The 16,022-nt window shown below is 66.6% G+C and carries 10 protein-coding genes and 1 riboswitch; of the genes, 6 read left to right on the forward strand and 4 right to left on the reverse strand.

The genetic code is table 11. The annotated features are described in order from the left end of the window. Positions 1 to 24 precede the first annotated feature (24 nt). The 3 genes from AB1281_RS16160 to thiC form a co-directional block, all read right to left on the reverse strand. The gene (locus AB1281_RS16160) at positions 25 to 2,349 is read right to left on the reverse strand and encodes a winged helix-turn-helix domain-containing protein (RefSeq protein ID WP_430346395.1); all 2,325 of its coding nucleotides are present in this window, start codon (positions 2,347 to 2,349) and stop codon (positions 25 to 27) included. Positions 2,350 to 2,608: 259 nt separating this feature from the next. Further along, on the reverse strand, positions 2,609 to 3,280 hold the full coding sequence (locus AB1281_RS16165) for an ion channel (RefSeq protein ID WP_014038397.1): 672 nt from the start codon (positions 3,278 to 3,280) through the stop codon (positions 2,609 to 2,611). A 93-nt stretch (positions 3,281 to 3,373) separates the two neighbouring features. Next, positions 3,374 to 5,218 (reverse strand): phosphomethylpyrimidine synthase ThiC, encoded by a 1,845-nt coding sequence (thiC, locus tag AB1281_RS16170; protein WP_430346396.1) that lies wholly within the window; start codon positions 5,216 to 5,218, stop codon positions 3,374 to 3,376. An 82-nt stretch (positions 5,219 to 5,300) separates the two neighbouring features. Continuing rightward, positions 5,301 to 5,402: riboswitch (TPP riboswitch) on the reverse strand. 246 nt (positions 5,403 to 5,648) lie between these two features. On the opposite strand from thiC, the gene AB1281_RS16175 reads away from it, so the two are divergent. After that, positions 5,649 to 7,226 carry a BCCT family transporter gene (locus AB1281_RS16175; protein WP_014038399.1) on the forward strand — a complete coding sequence of 526 codons (1,578 nt, stop codon included), beginning with the start codon at positions 5,649 to 5,651 and terminating at the stop codon, positions 7,224 to 7,226. A gap of 632 nt (positions 7,227 to 7,858) precedes the next feature. Here the strand turns inward: AB1281_RS16175 and ggt are convergent. Beyond that, positions 7,859 to 9,652: a gamma-glutamyltransferase gene (ggt, locus tag AB1281_RS16180; protein ID WP_430346397.1), complete on the reverse strand. Its 1,794-nt coding sequence runs from the start codon at positions 9,650 to 9,652 to the stop codon at positions 7,859 to 7,861. 612 nt (positions 9,653 to 10,264) lie between these two features. Between ggt and ilvC the strand changes: the two genes are divergently transcribed. The 5 genes from ilvC (at position 10,265) to AB1281_RS16205 (ending at position 16,020) form a co-directional block, all read left to right on the forward strand. Next, the gene (gene ilvC, locus AB1281_RS16185) at positions 10,265 to 11,239 is read left to right on the forward strand and encodes a ketol-acid reductoisomerase (protein ID WP_014038401.1); all 975 of its coding nucleotides are present in this window, start codon (positions 10,265 to 10,267) and stop codon (positions 11,237 to 11,239) included. Positions 11,240 to 11,277: 38 nt separating this feature from the next. Further along, positions 11,278 to 13,014 (forward strand): acetolactate synthase 2 catalytic subunit, encoded by a 1,737-nt coding sequence (ilvG, locus tag AB1281_RS16190; protein WP_430346398.1) that lies wholly within the window; start codon positions 11,278 to 11,280, stop codon positions 13,012 to 13,014. Continuing rightward, a complete protein-coding gene (locus AB1281_RS16195) occupies positions 12,998 to 13,249 on the forward strand; it encodes an ACT domain-containing protein (protein ID WP_014038403.1) in 252 nt (83 codons plus the stop codon). The genes ilvG and AB1281_RS16195 overlap by 17 nt, the downstream gene beginning before the upstream one ends. A 96-nt stretch (positions 13,250 to 13,345) precedes the next feature. Then, a complete protein-coding gene (locus AB1281_RS16200; RefSeq protein ID WP_430346399.1) occupies positions 13,346 to 14,437 on the forward strand; it encodes a threonine dehydratase in 1,092 nt (363 codons plus the stop codon). Next, a complete protein-coding gene (locus AB1281_RS16205) occupies positions 14,434 to 16,020 on the forward strand; it encodes a 2-isopropylmalate synthase (RefSeq protein ID WP_075676302.1) in 1,587 nt (528 codons plus the stop codon). The genes AB1281_RS16200 and AB1281_RS16205 overlap by 4 nt, the downstream gene beginning before the upstream one ends. Positions 16,021 to 16,022: the final 2 nt, after the last annotated feature.

Below are 16,022 nucleotides of genomic sequence, written 5' to 3' on the forward strand. Positions count from 1 at the left end.
CGCGACGAGATCCCGACGAAGAAATTACGAAGGCCCATTTCCCTTGAACAACAACAACTTGGAGAACGCCGGAAACAGCGCGGGTGGGCGTTCGGGCAACCGCATCACGCCGATGTCGGCACCATCGCTGACCGCCATCGCCACGAACAGGTCATGTCCGTCAGCGCTGGCGCTGAGTCCGTTGCCGGCGCTGAGCCGTTCCGCGTCCAGGCAGCGTTCCGGCTCCTCGCGGCCGGGCAGGATGCGCACCAAGGTGGTGCCACACGTGGTCGAGGTGCCGAGGTAACCGATGCCGCTGTTGCCGGCCACGGTCCAGGCCCGGTATCGCCAGCGGCTGGGCCGGTCGTCGCTGATCTGCTGCACGCTGCCCGACGACAACGCGGCATCGGCCGACCACAGGCCACCGGCGGCCAGGCGGGTGAACAACACGCGGCCACTGCTGCGGTCGAAGCGCGCCTGCGACACCCCATCGATGCTGGCCAACCGGCGCCAGGGCTGGGTGCTGCGGTCGAACAGGCTCAACCGGGTGCGCTGGTCGGCATCGCGTTCGACCACAAACAACTGCTCCGGCGACGCGCCATACAGCGCCTGCAGCGGCTGTTCGGCCGGGATCGGCAAAGGTTGCAGGCGTTCATCGCGTGGCGCGATCTCGTAGACCACCGTGCGCCCGTGCGCGTCGCGGCCGACCACGAGCAGCTGACGGCTGTCGGCGGACCAGTCCGGTGCCTGTCGCGCTTCCGGCCGCAGCCCTTCGATGGGGCGCAGCGAATCCGGCCGCTGCATGTCCGCCCACCACAGGGCGAAGCTGCCGGAGCGATCCGAGGTGAAGACCAGCTGGCGGCCATCCGGCGCTGCCATCGGCTGCCCATCGCGGCCACTGGAGGCAAACAGGCGCTCGGGCGCGCCGTTGCCCTGCATCGGCACCTTGAACACGCCGAACTGCGCGCGCCGGTGGACGAAGGCCAGCATGCCACCACGTCGCGACACGGCGGGCCACTGCGCATCATCCAGGCCGGCATCGCGCAGCGTGTGCCGCTCGACGTCCAGGTAATAGAGCCGCGCCTCGCTGTCGACGCGGCGGCCGAACACGATGGTGCGGCCATCGTCCAGCCAGGCCCAGCCGCGCAGCTCTGCCGCCTCGTTGGTCAACTGCTCGGGCGTACCGCCCGCGGCCGGCACCCGCCACAGATCGCCCAGCTGCGGGTTGCGCACGAACACCAGCCATTGCCCGTCGGGCGAATAACGCGGTGCGTAGTCGAAGTCATCCTGGTCGACGCCGTAGGCCAGCGCGCGCCATTCGCCACTGGCCAGGTCCAGCACGCGGATGCCACGGTGGGCGTAGCGCCCGACCATGCTGCCGAACACCAGGCCACGACCATCGGGCGTCCAGTCGAAGCTGAGCAGCTCGGTGCCATCGCAGCGCGTGGCCTGGCGCAGTGCGCCACCGGTAGCGCTGGCGATCAGCACCTGGCAGCCACCGTCAGCAGAGAACCGTGCGAAGGCGATCTCACGACCATCCGGCGACCAGTTCGGGAATCGATCGACGGCACCGGCCGGCGGCACCAGCAACTGGCGTGCCGGCGCGTTGCCGGAGGTCTGCACCTTGATCGCACCACCGCCGTTGCCCTCTTCGTTGGCGCCTTCATAGGCCACCAGCGAACCATCCGGTGACAGCGTGGGATAGGTTTCAAAGCCGCTGGTCGCGGTGATCAACCGATAGGGACGCTGTGGGCTGCCGATCACCCGCGTGCCGTTCTCCACGGCGGCCTCCACCGGCGAGCTGCTGGTCGGCGCGCGGCGCAGCAGCAGCGTGGTCATCACCAGCAGCGTGGCCAGCATCAACACGCCCAGCGCCAGCAGCACGCGGCGGCGGACATGGCGCCAGCGGCGGCGCGATTCCTGCGCGCGCGGGGGTAGCACCGCGGCGTCGGCGGGTGCCGGCTGCGCATCCACGCCTTCGTCGTCAGGCAACCCCGCAGCCGATGGCTCCGCATCGTCCAGCGCCTGTACCGGGACCAGAAGCCGATAGCCGGTCTTGGCGATGGTTTCGATGTAGGCCTGGCCGTTGTCGTCGTCGTTGCTGAACGCCTTGCGCAACTGGGTGACGGCCTGGGTCAGCACATCGTTGGTCGGCAGCGTGTCCGGCCACACCTCGGCGAACAACTCGTCGCGGGTGACAACGCGGCCCGGCTGCCGCAGCAGCACGCGCAGCACGCCCAACGCCTTCGGCGTCAGCCGGCGCGGGCGACGCGCACCGACGACCTCGACCTCGCGCGAGGACAGAGTGACGATGCACTCTCCTATCCGTATCCGATCGGATACGGGGGGCTGGATTTCGCTGCTGTTCATTTTCTGCTACACAGTAGAGACAGGTCCCGGGCAGTGTTTGCCTTCGTTACGGTCCCGTCCTGGGAACAGCGAAAAGCCAGACTCCGCACAAAGCATCGGCGCATACCGCAAAAACAATCGAGCGCGCGAATACTAGCCTATGCAAGTTACCTCGCCTATCGCGTGGTCGACATCAGGCTCTCTCTCGCCGACGCATTCACATAATTCGCGACACCATTCGCGCCCTTTTGGGCGCGAAATTTTTATCTGGCGTTCATTTTCACATGCGCCGCAACATGGTCAATCCGACCAGTCGCGAAACCACCAAAGCCACGTACATCACGCCGGAAAACTGCTCCAGCATGACCAATGCGCGTGCCTGTGGATGCAGGGGTACGACGTCACTCAAGCCGACTCCAGACAGCAAGCTGAAGCTGAGATAAAGCAGCTCCATCCAACTGCGCTGAGCACCCCCGCCGGTGCCTTGGAAACTGCCCGGATACCACTGCTGGCACACCGCGAACGCGAAGGCGAAAGCCCACGCCAGCAGGGTGAAGGTTGCGCCTGCGGCGAACAGTTCGTCGCGGGTGACTTTGTGGTCCTGGAGCATGTAGGCGATCAGGGCGCCGGCCGTATAGAAGTACAGCAGGCTCTCCAGCAGCTGCGCGGTGGTCAGCAATGCGGTGCGGTCGAGCAATGCGCCTGCCAACGAGAACACCACCGAAGGAATGGCCAGCAACAGCGCCAGCCAGGTGCCCAGCGGGCTGCGCTGGACCACCCACAGCGCCAGGCCGAGTACCGCCATGCCGAACATGCCCAGTGCGGCGCGGCCCGCAGCGGTGTCATCCAGCGCGGGATACAGCAGCACCGCCAGCAGCTGCGCGCCCAGCAACCAGGCCGAAGGATGACGGCGGGCGATGGCCAGCCAACGGGTGGTCATGGCAACGGGCATGGCGTCCTTTCCCCTGGGCGATGGACGCAGCATAGCCGGGCACGGCGTGATGAACGGTCGTGCCGGCCGTTGGCCGGCACGACCGTTTCCGCATCAGCCCTGGCGGTAGACCTCGGCGCCGGCGGCGCGGAACTCCTCCGACTTCTCCTTCATGCCGGCCTCGGCGTAGTCACGCACGTCCTGGGTGATCTTCATCGAACAGAAGTGCGGGCCGCACATCGAGCAGAAGTGCGCCAGCTTGTGCGCATCCTTCGGCAGCGTCTCGTCATGGAACTCCTTGGCTTTCTCCGGATCCAGGCCAAGGTGGAACTGGTCTTCCCAGCGGAACTCGAAGCGCGCCTTGCTCAGCGCGTTGTCGCGCACCTGCGCACCCGGATGGCCCTTGGCCAGGTCGGCCGCATGCGCGGCGATGCGGTAGGCCATGATGCCGTCGCGCACGTCCTGGCGATTGGGCAGGCCGAGGTGCTCCTTCGGCGTCACGTAGCAGAGCATCGCCGTGCCGAACCAACCGATCATCGCCGCACCGATCGCGCTGGTGATGTGGTCGTAGCCCGGTGCGATATCGGTGGTCAGCGGCCCCAGCGTATAGAACGGCGCTTCGCCGCATTCGCGCAGCTGCTTGTCCATGTTCTCCTTGATCAGCTGCATCGGCACGTGGCCGGGACCTTCGATCATGGTCTGCACATCATGCTTCCAGGCGATCTTCGTCAGCTCACCCAGCGTCTCCAGCTCACCGAACTGCGCCGCGTCGTTGGCATCGGCGATGCAGCCCGGGCGCAGGCCGTCACCCAGCGAGAAGGTCACGTCGTAGGCCTTCATGATCTCGCAGATCTCTTCGAAGTGCGTGTAGAGGAAGTTCTCCTTGTGGTGCGCCAGGCACCACTTGGCCATGATCGAGCCACCGCGGCTGACGATGCCGGTGACCCGCTTGGCGGTGAGCGGCACATAGCGCAGCAGCACGCCGGCGTGAATGGTGAAGTAGTCCACGCCCTGTTCGGCCTGCTCGATCAGCGTGTCGCGGAAGATCTCCCAGGTGAGTGCTTCGGCACGGCCATCGACCTTCTCCAGCGCCTGGTAGATCGGGACGGTACCGATCGCCACCGGCGAATTGCGGATGATCCATTCGCGGGTTTCGTGGATGTGCTTGCCGGTGGACAGGTCCATCACCGTGTCACCGCCCCAGCGGATCGCCCACACCAGCTTCTCCACTTCCTCGGCAATGCCCGAGGACACGGCGCTGTTGCCGATGTTGGCATTGATCTTGGTCAGGAAATTGCGGCCGATGATCATCGGCTCGCTTTCCGGATGGTTGATGTTGTTGGGCAGCACCGCGCGGCCGCGCGCGATTTCATCGCGCACGAACTCCGGCGTGATGATCTTCTGGATCGAAGCCCCGAACGCCTCGCCCGGGTGCTGCTGCAGCAGGCCGGCATCGCGGATCGCTTCCAGCCGCTGGTTCTCGCGGATGGCGACGAATTCCATTTCCGGCGTGATGATGCCGCGGCGCGCGTAGTGCATCTGGGTGACGTTGGCGCCTGCACGTGCACGGCGCGGCAGGCTGCGCGCAGGGAAACGCACGGCATCGAGTTTCGGATCATGCTCGCGGTCGCGGCCGAACGATGAACTCAGGCCGTCGAGCTGCTCGGTATCGCCGCGCTCTTCCACCCAGCCACGACGCAGCGCCGGCAGGCCTGCCGAGAGATCGATACGCACATCCGGATCGGTATAGGGGCCCGACGTGTCGTAGACCGTGACCGGTGCATTCTCTTCGCCGCCGAACAGTGTCGGCGTGCGGGTCAACGCGATCTCGCGCATCGGCACCTGCAGATCCGGACGCGAACCGGGTACGTGGATCTTGCGTGAACCGGGAATCGGCCGGGTCACGGATTCGGAGAGTTGCTGGGCCTGTTGCTGCAGGGCGGAGAGCTGTGCGTTCATCGGGCATCGTCCAGGAAGGTCAGGGACGAAGCGGCGGCGCACTGCGCCCGCGCGCGGACGGTCCTTGGGCGGAGTCCGGGCACGGCTGCACTGCAAAGCTTCCCTACGCCGGTATGAGCCGGATCAGGTTCCAAGGGACTGTCTCAACCGTGGCCACATGGCCGCGGTACCCCCGCTTCTTGGCGTGCATTAGAGCATAGAAAGCACTGCAGCTCCTGGCAGTTGCAGCCGCGCATCGCGTGGATCCGCGGTTTCTGTATTAACAGAACCGTGACATCGCGTTCAGTAACGTGCACATCCGTCGCGTTCCAGCGACCGATGCGTCCTTCGCCGCCTTCGCGGCCCCTGCCCGGTTCGCGCTGCATGCCACCGGCCCTTCGCTGCAAGCTCTGCTCGCTCCCCTCAATCCCTTGATCGGAGAAGCTCCTTCATGGTGTTTCGCGTTTCCATCGCACTGGTTCTGCTGCTGGTGCTGCTTGCCGGTATTGCACCGGGCCCCTTCAATGCCGTGGTGCAGTCGATGCTGGCAGAAGTCATCCGCAGCGTCGGCTGGCTGTACCTGCTGGTGGTGTTCCTGGCCCTGGTGTTCCTGATGTACCTGGCCTTCGGCCGCTTCGGCAACCTGCGCATCGGTGGCGAAGACGCCGAGCCCGAGTTCTCGCGGGCCAGCTGGATGTCGATGCTGTTCGCTGCCGGCATGGGCATCGGCCTGGTGTTCTGGGGTGCCGCCGAACCCATTTCGCACTTCAGCAAGCCGCCGGAAGGGCTTGCTCCGCAGAGCCTGGATGCGGCACGCGCCTCGATGCGCTATGCATTCTTCCACTGGGGCCTGCACCCGTGGGCCATCTATGCGCTGATCGGCCTGGCGATGGCCTGGTTCCAGTTCAACCGCAACGGCCGCGGCCTGGTCAGCGACATGCTGCAGCCGATCATCGGCCGCCACCATCGCGGCTGGATCGGTCGGGTGGTCAACATCGCTGCAGTGGTCGCCACCGCGATCGGTGTCGCAACTACGCTGGGCTTCGGCACCATCCAGATCGCCGCCGGCATCGAGCGCGTGTTCGGCGTGCAGGCTACCGTCGCAGTGCAGATGACCATCATTGCCGTCGCCTTCGTGCTGTACATGGCGTCCACCGCCAGTGGCGTGGAGCGAGGTGTGAAGTGGCTGTCCAACTTCAACCTGGCATTGGCTGCCCTGCTGGCAGCCATCCTGCTGGTGCTGGGGCCGACCGGCTTCATCTTCGATACGTTCACCACCACGCTGGGCTCCTACCTCAACCAGCTGGTGACAATGAGCCTGCGCATGTCACCGTTCTCCGGCAGCACCTGGGTGGCGGACTGGACGATCTTCTACTGGGCCTGGTGGATCTCGTGGGCACCGTTCGTGGGGTCGTTCATCGCACGCATCTCGCGTGGCCGCAGCGTGCGCGAGTTCGTTATCGGCGTAGTGCTCGCGCCGACACTGCTGGGCTTCTTCTGGTTCGCGGTATTCGGCGGCACCGCGCTGTGGGCGCAGATCTTCGGCCATGCCGACCTGGTGCAGGCGCTGGGCAATGGCTACGAGACGGTGCTGTTCACGCTGTTCGACAGCATGCCGCTGCCGCTGCTGCTGTCGTGCATCGCACTGGTGCTGCTGATGATCTTCTTCGTGACCTCGGCCGACTCGGCTGTGCTGGTGCTGGCCAGCATGTCCACTGACGAAGCAGGCGATCCTCCGTTGAAGCGCAAGCTGGCCTGGGGCATCGCGGTGGCGTTGATCGCAGCGGCGTTGCTGCTGGCCGGTGGTCTGGATGCACTGCAGGGCATGATCACGATTGCGGCGTTGCCATTCGCGCTGCTGATGGTGCTGGTGATGGTGTCGCTGTACCGGGTGCTGGACCAGGAGTACACGCGCGAGCGGCGGCAGGCGCAGCGCCAGCGGCACATGATCGATGCGTGGATCGCGCGCGAGATGGCGGCGCAGGAGGAGACCCAAGCGGAGGCGGCGCGCGCGCAGGATTCGGATTGAGGATGTTTTGCAGCCTGCGGCTGCACTGCTTCTTTCAGGCAACGGCAACAGCAACAGCAACTTCAACTGCGGCTCTGGGTTGCTGCTGGTTTGGCGGGTCGGTGTGGGCTGGCAGGACACGCCGTAAACCCCCAGACCGGCCCAGCCGCTGGCGGCTGTGCGTTCGGGCGCTTGCGAAGCAGTGCTTCGCAATCAAAGCGCCCTCACCCATGGGGGCTCGATGGCGCCATCCATGGCGCCAACGGTCCTGCCAGCCCACACCGACCCACCCCCGACAGTTTCCGTGTGACGGTGGGTTTTCCACGCCATGCGTGGATGAGGTGTATCGGAAAACAAGAAGGGGTCGGATCCGTTTTCCTGTGGAAAACGGATCCGACCCCAACCCACAGCACGCGGCTGTTGCCTTTGCTCTTGCTCTTCTTTTTTCTTTTCCTGCGGTGACGGCCACGGAAACTGTCAGGGGCCGGGCGGGTGGGCTGGGCGGGGGTGTCCGCGGCATGGATGCCGCGGCCAAGCCTCCAGGGACGGATTCACGGCGTCCCCCGACCAGCCCACCCGCCCGGCCCAATCACATGATCCCGCTTCCACCAACCATCACCGCAGAGGGGGCTGCGCCCGGTGGCCGTGAAACCTCAATACCCCGCCGCCTGCCCATCCTTGCGGCTCTCCGAAGCACCATAGTAAACCCCGGTTTCGGGATCACGCATGATCGCCTGGTACCCGCCATACGGGCCATCGGCGAACACGATGCGATGCCCCTTGCGCATCAGCGCACGCACCGTCTCGTACGGGAACCCGGTTTCCAGATTCACTTCGCCGCCATCGGTCATCGCCGTGGCCTGCCCGGTCGGTTCGGTCGAGCCTTCGTGCTGGATGCGCGGTGCATCTCCGGCTTCCTGCAGGTTCATGCCGAAATCCACCAGGTTCATCACGATCTGCGCGTGGCCCTGCGGCTGCATCGCGCCGCCCATCACGCCGAAGCTGGCGTACGGCTTGCCGCCCTTGGTGATGAACGCCGGGATGATGGTCTGGAACGGGCGCTTGCCCGGTGCATAGCCGTTGGGATGATTCTTCTGCAGCACGAACATCTCGCCACGATCCTGCAGGATGAAGCCCAGCCCCGGCGGCGCCATGCCGCTGCCCATGCCGCGGTAATTGGACTGGATCAGCGACACCATCATGCCGTCGGCGTCGGCCACGGTCATGTAGATGGTGTCGCCCTCTTCCAGCTGCTTCGGCGTGCCCGGCTGCACTTCCTTCAGCGCCTTGTCCATCGAGATCAACGCGCGACGTTGCGCGGCGTACTCCTTGGAGATCAGCTTCTGCACCGGCGCCGGCTGGAACGCCATGTCGGCATAGAAGCGCGCACGGTCGGCGAAGGCCAGCTTCTTCGCTTCGACGAACAGGTGCACGTGTTCCGGTGATCCGAACGGGATCTTCGAGAAGTCGTAGCCTTCCAGCACGTTGAGGATCTGCAGCGCGGCGATGCCCTGGCTGTTCGGCGGCAGCTCCCACACGTCGTAGCCACGGTAATTGCTGCTGACCGGTTCAACCCACTCACCGTGGTGGTCGGCCATGTCCTGGTAGCTCAGGTAGCCACCGTTGGCCTTGAAGTAGTCGCCGATGGTGCGGGCGATATCGCCCTTGTAGAAGGCATCGCGGCCGCCGTCGGCGATCTTCTGCAGCGTGCTGGCCAGATTCGGGTTTTTCCACATCTCGCCCTTGCGCGGGGCGTGGCCGTTGATCGTGAACTGTTCCTTGAAACCCGGGTACTGCGACAGCTTGGGCACCGAGCGGTCCCAGTAGTAGGCGATCACCTCGGCCACCGGATGGCCCTCGCGGGCGTAACGGATGGCCGGCGCCAGGTTGTCGGCCATCGGCTTGCGGCCGAAGCGGTCGTGCAGCGCGAACCAGCCGTCGACTGCGCCGGGCACGGAGACCGGCAGCGGGCCGGTCGCCGGGATGTCCTTCAGGCCACGGCGCTGGAACTCGGCCAGGGTCAACGACTTCGGCGAACGGCCCGAACCGTTGTAGCCATAGAGCTTCTGCGTCTTCGGGTCCCAGACGATGGCGAACAGGTCGCCGCCGATGCCGTTGCCGGTGGGCTCCATCAGGCCAAGCGCGGCATTGGCGGCAATCGCCGCGTCCACCGCCGAGCCACCGCCCTTCATCACGTCCAGTGCGATCTGGGTGGCCAGCGGCTGCGAGGTGGCGGCCATCGCATGCGGGGCGATCACCTCCGAACGGGTGGCAAAGGTGTGGCCGGTGATGCGGTCGGCGGCAGAAGACAGTGCAGGCACAGCGGCCAGTAGAGCAGCGGCCAGCAGGGAACGGGCAAGGCGTCGGGACACGGTCGGGTTCCGATGGAAGGGTGGTCCCTCGATCTTCGCCGCTGCGGCCTTCATGCGGTATCGGGCAGAGGTCATGGACGTTGATCCTGGGGTGGGTGCGGAAGGTCCGCACCCGCCAAGGCGAAAACCCGCCGGATTCCGCGCAAAAACCGCGCTGAAAGGAGTGAATTCGGGTTCACCGAAACACTTTCAGCGGCAACCATCCTTGTGCCGCAAGCGATTGCGCTGGATGCAGCGGAAACCGATAAAAATTCCGTCACGAGGGTTGACATCACCAAAACGGCTGTGTTTCTCTCGATCACATGTTGCATCACAACACGCCACCGCGAACCCACATCGAAGCCGCCGACACCGGCGCCGCCTCGCTGCGTTCGATTCTTGTGCTCGTACTTATTACCCAACCAACAGGTGCGGGACGAGCCAGCGTGTAAGCAACAAACACACCGGAACTCTTCAAAAACCCGCACCCGCCCCGGTGCGGGTTTTTTCATTTCAGGACCTGGTTTCAGACGCAACCACCATGCACATCGCCCAACGCAAAACCCGGACCCACACCACCACGATGCCTCGTGGTGGCTGTGCCTGTGCGATGCGCGGCGCCTCCTCCACCGCTTTCCCCTGACCGGCCGGCACGTCACCTCGACGACCGGCCGTTCTTTTTTCTTCCCACCGCAAGGAACCTCCCCCATGAGCACCAACGACCTGCCCCAGACCAAGATCGCCGTCATCGGCTACGGCAGCCAGGGCCGCGCCCACGCACTGAACCTGCGCGAATCCGGCTTCGACGTGGTGGTAGGCCTGCGTCCGGGTGGCCCGACCGAGGTCAAGGCACAGGCCGATGGCTTCACCGTGAAAGCACCGGCCGACGCGGTGAAGGATGCCGACCTGGTCGCCGTGCTGACCCCGGACATGGTGCAGAAGAAGCTCTACGACGACGTGCTGGCCGCGAACATGAAACAGGGTGCGGTGCTGTTGTTCGCGCACGGCCTGAACGTGCACTTCGACATGATCAAGCCGCGCGAGGACCTGGATGTCGTGCTGGTCGCACCCAAGGGCCCCGGCGCGCTGGTGCGCCGCGAGTATGAAATCGGCCGTGGCGTGCCGTGCATCTGGGCGGTCTACCAGGACAAGAGCGGCAAGGCGGCCGAGTACGCCCTGGCCTATGCGGCCGGCCTCGGCGGCGCTCGCGCCAACCTGATCCAGACCACCTTCAAGGAAGAGACCGAGACCGATCTGTTCGGCGAGCAGGCGGTGCTGTGCGGCGGTGCCTCGGCACTGGTGCAGGCCGGATTCGAGACCCTGGTCGAAGCTGGCTACCAGCCGGAGATCGCCTATTACGAAGTGCTGCACGAACTGAAGCTGATCGTCGACCTGTTCTATGAAGGCGGCATCTCGCGCATGTTGGAGTTCATCTCCGAGACCGCGCAGTACGGCGACTACGTCAGCGGCCCGCGCGTGATCGACGCCGGCACCAAGGCGCGCATGAAGGAAGTGCTGAAGGACATCCAGGACGGCACCTTCACCAAGAACTGGGTGGCCGAGTACGAAGCGGGCCTGCCGAACTACAACAGGTTCAAGCAGGCCGACCTGGAGCACCCGATCGAAAAGGTGGGCAAGGAACTGCGCGCCAAGATGGTCTGGTTGCAAGGACAGGCCGCGTAACCGCGCGGCCTCCCCCACCCGCTTTGCAAGGTTCCCCCATGAACTCTTCCACACATCGCAGCGCGCCGCCCAACGGCGCGCGCTGGCTGACCCAGGCGCTGGAGGCCGAGGGCGTCCACACGCTGTTCGGCTATCCCGGCGGCACCATCATGCCGTTCTACGACGCGCTGGTGGATTCGTCGCTGAAGCACGTCCTGGTGCGCCATGAGCAGGGCGCGGCACTGGCCGCCAATGGCTTTGCCCGCGCCAGCAACCAGGTGGGCGTCTGCGTGGCCACCTCCGGCCCGGGCGCCTCCAACCTGGTCACCGGCATCGCCGACGCGATGCTGGATTCGGTGCCGATGGTCTGCATCACCGGCCAGGTCGCCACGCCGCTGCTGGGCACTGACGCCTTCCAGGAACTGGATGTGTTCGGCCTGACCCTGCCGATCGTCAAGCACAGCTGGCTGGTGCGCAGCGTCGACGACCTGCCGCGCGTGGTTGCCGATGCGTTCCGCATCGCCCGCGAGGGCCGGCCCGGCCCGGTGCTGATCGACCTGCCCAAGGACGTGCAGCTGGCCGATGCCAGCCATCTGCCGGCGCACGTGCCGAGCAGCGTCGAACCGCCGCCGTCTCCGGCCGAGGCCGCCATCGCCGAAGCCATCGCCGCACTGGCGGCCGCCGAAAAGCCGGTGGTCTACGCCGGTGGCGGCATCGCGCTGGGCGATGCGGTGCAGGACCTGCGCGATTTCGTCGAGGCCAGCGCCATCCCCACCGTGATGACCCTGCGCGGGCTGGGCGCGCTGCCGGCCAACCACCCGCAGTCGCTGGGCATGCTGGGCATGCACGGCACCCGCGCGGCCAACATGGCGGTGCAGGAAAGCGACCTGCTGCTGGTGCTGGGTGCTCGCTTCGACGACCGCGCCACCGGCAAGCTGGCCGAGTTCGCACCGTTCGCCCGTGTCGTCCACATCGATGCCGACGCTTACGAGATCTCCAAGCTGCGCAGCGCCGATGTCGCCGTACCCGGCAATGTCGGCCATGCCATCCGCGCCCTGCGTGCGGCCTTCCCCTCCCCCAAGGCCCACCAGGACGCATGGCGCAAGCGCTGTGCACAGCATCGCGATCGTTTCGCAGCGCGCTACGACGCACCGGGCCAGCACATCTACGCCCCGGCGCTGCTGAAGCGCCTGAGCGAGCTGGCACCGGCCGATGCGGTGATCGCCTGCGATGTCGGCCAGCACCAGATGTGGGTGGCGCAGCACTGCCGCTTCAACCACCCGCGCAACCACCTGACCAGTGGCGCGCTGGGCACCATGGGCTTCGGCCTGCCGGCAGCGATGGGTGCGCAGTTCGCCTGCCCCGATCGCACCGTGGTGCTGGTGTCCGGCGACGGCAGCTTCATGATGAACGTGCAGGAGCTGGCGACCATCGCGCGTTGCCGCCTGCCGGTGAAGATCGTGCTGCTGGACAACAGTTCGCTGGGCATGGTGCGGCAGTGGCAGGAGCTGTTCTTCGCCGAGCGTTACAGCGAGATCGACCTGTCCGACAACCCGGACTTCGTGGCGCTGGCGCAGGTGTTCGGCATTGCCGCGACCCGCATCGATGCACGCGATGACGTCGAGGGCGGGCTGGCCGCGCTGCTGGCCGAGCCCGGCCCGGCGCTGCTGCACGTGGCCATCGATGCACGCGCCAACGTGTGGCCGCTGGTGCCGCCGAACACCGCCAACAGCACGATGCTGGAAAGCAACCCTGCCCATGCCCGCCAGGAGACCCCCAATGCAATACCGGCTTGACCTGGTGCTGCACCCGGCCGAAGGCGCGCTGCTGCGCGTGATCGGCATGGCCGAACGCCGTGGCTTCGCACCGCGTGCGATCAGCGGTGCGCCGGTGGCCGCCGACGATGGCCGCTGGCACCTGCAGCTGGTGGTGGATGGCCAGCGCCCGGCGGAAACGCTGTGCCGGCAGATCGAGAAGATCTACGACTGCGTGTCCGTGCAGGTCACCGCCGTGGAAGGAGCATCCGTATGAACACCCGTACCGTAGTGACCACGGTGCCGGTACGGAGGCGTCTTCTTCGCCGCCCGTGCCCGCATGCGGCGGTCGCCTGCACCCCGCTGGTGGCCCATGCCGGCCGCTGACACCAGCCAGGAAAGCGATGTCGGCGACGTAAGCGTCGCCGACGTACTGGCAGCGCAGGCCCGACTGCGCCGCTTCCTGCCGCCTACCCCGCTGCACCATGCCGAGCGCTTCGGCACCTGGCTGAAGCTGGAGAACCTGCAGCGCACCGGGTCCTACAAAGTGCGCGGCGCGTTGAACGCGCTGCTGGCCGGCCGCGAGCGCGGCGATACCCGGCCGGTGATCTGCGCCTCGGCCGGCAACCATGCCCAGGGCGTGGCGTGGGCGGCCTACCGCCTGGACGTGCCGGCCATCACCGTGATGCCGCATGGCGCGCCCGCCACCAAGATCGCCGGCGTCGCCCACTGGGGCGCGACCGTGCGCCAGCACGGCACCAGCTATGACGAGGCCTACGCCTTCGCGGTTGAACTGGCACAACGCCACGGCTACCGCTTCCTGTCCGCGTTCGACGATGCCGATGTGATCGCCGGCCAGGGCACGGTCGGCATCGAGCTGGCCGCACACGCGCCGGACGTGGTGATCGTGCCGATCGGCGGCGGCGGTCTGGCCTCCGGCGTTGCATTGGCACTGAAATCACAGGGCGTGCGCGTGGTCGGCGCGCAGGTGGAGGGCGTGGATTCGATGGCGCGTGCGATCCGTGGCGACGTGCGCGAGATCGCCCCCGTCGCCTCGCTGGCCGATGGCGTCCGGGTGAAGATTCCCGGCTTCCTGACCCGCCGCCTGTGCACCTCGCTGCTGGACGATGTGGTGATCGTGCGCGAGGCAGAACTGCGCGAAACCCTGGTCCGGCTGGCGCTGGAGGAACACATCATCGCCGAGGGCGCGGGTGCGTTGGCGCTGGCGGCCGGCCGCCGCGTCGCCGGCCGCCGCAAGTGCGCGGTGGTCTCCGGCGGCAACATCGATGCCGGTGTCCTGGCCGGCCTGCTCACCGACATCCGTCCGCGCCCGCCACGCAAACCGCGGCGACGGCGCAGTGAAACCCCGCGCTCGCCGGCCAAGGCCAGCGCTCCCGCATCCCCCACGTCTTCCCCTTCCCCCCTGCAAGCCGTCGCACCCGCTGTCGAGGAGATTTCCCTGTGACCACCATCGAACGAATTACCACCCCGCGCATCCGCATCTTCGACACCACCCTGCGTGACGGCGAGCAGTCCCCCGGCTGCAGCATGAGCCCGCCGCAGAAGCTGGTGATGGCGCGTGCGCTGGACGAACTGGGCGTGGACATCATCGAGACCGGCTTCCCGGCCAGCTCGCAGTCCGACCGTGAGGCGATGGCACTGATCGGCCGCGAACTGCGCCGCCCGAGCCTGAGCCTGGCGGTGCTGTCGCGCTGCCTGCAGACCGACATCGAGACCTCCGCACGTGCCCTGGAGGCCGCAGCCAACCCGCGCCTGCACGTGTTCCTGTCGACCAGCCCGCTGCACCGCGAGCACAAGCTGCGGATGACCCGCGAGCAGGTACTGGAGTCGGTACGCAAGCACGTCTCGCTGGCCCGCTCCTACATCGACGATGTCGAGTTCTCGGCCGAGGACGCCACCCGCACCGAGCTGGACTACCTGATCGAGGTTTCTCGCGTGGCCATTGCCGCCGGCGCCACCACCATCAACCTGCCCGACACCGTCGGCTTCACCACGCCGGAGGAGATCCGCGCGATGTTCCAGCAGGTCATCGCCGGCGTCGCCGACGTGCCGAATGCCGCCAATGTGATCTTCAGCGCGCACTGCCACAACGACCTGGGCCTGGCGGTGGCCAACTCGCTGGCCGCCATCGAAGGCGGTGCACGCCAGGTCGAGTGCACCGTCAACGGCATCGGCGAGCGCGCCGGCAACTGTTCGCTGGAAGAGATCGCGATGGTGCTGAAGGTGCGCCAGGCCTTCTACGAGCAGGACAGCTCGATCAACACCCCGCGCATCGTCGGCACCTCGCAGCTGCTGCAGCGCCTGGTCGGCATGCCGGTACAGCGCAACAAGGCCATCGTCGGTGCCAATGCCTTCGCCCACGAATCGGGCATCCACCAGCACGGCATGCTGCGCCATCGCGGCACCTACGAAATCATGCGTCCGGAAGACGTGGGCTGGGAAGATTCGCAGATGGTGCTGGGCCGCCACAGTGGCCGCGCCGCCGTCGAAGCACGCCTGCGTGCACTGGGCTTCTGGCTGGACGAAGACGAACTGAAGCTGGTGTTCGAGCAGTTCAAGGGCCTGTGCGAACAGCAGCGCGTGGTCACCGATGCCGACCTGCAAACCTTGATGCAGGGCGGCTCCAACGCGCAGGGCTATCGCCTGGCGTCGATGACCATCAGCGACGTCGGCAGCCGCGCCAATGCACTGGTCGAACTGTCCGACCCGGACGGCAACCGCGTGGCCGAGACCGCGCAGGGCGACGGCCCGGTCGATGCGCTGTTCGGCGCGCTGTCGGCTGCCACCGGCGTGCAGCTGATGCTGGACAGCTACCACGTGCACAGCGTCGGCATCGGCGCCGATGCGCGCGGCGAAGCCAATCTGAGCGTGCGCCACGAGGGCGTGGAGTACGACGGCACCGGCACCAGCAAGGACATCATCGAAGCCTCCGCGCTGGCCTGGCTGGATGTGGCCAACCGCCTGCTGCGCCAGCGCCAGGCCACCACCCACAGCAGCACCGACGTTCCCACCCCTGCCACCGCCTGAGG

It is taken from the genome of Stenotrophomonas sp. NRRL B-14846, from assembly GCF_050473585.1.
Classification (GTDB): domain Bacteria; phylum Pseudomonadota; class Gammaproteobacteria; order Xanthomonadales; family Xanthomonadaceae; genus Stenotrophomonas.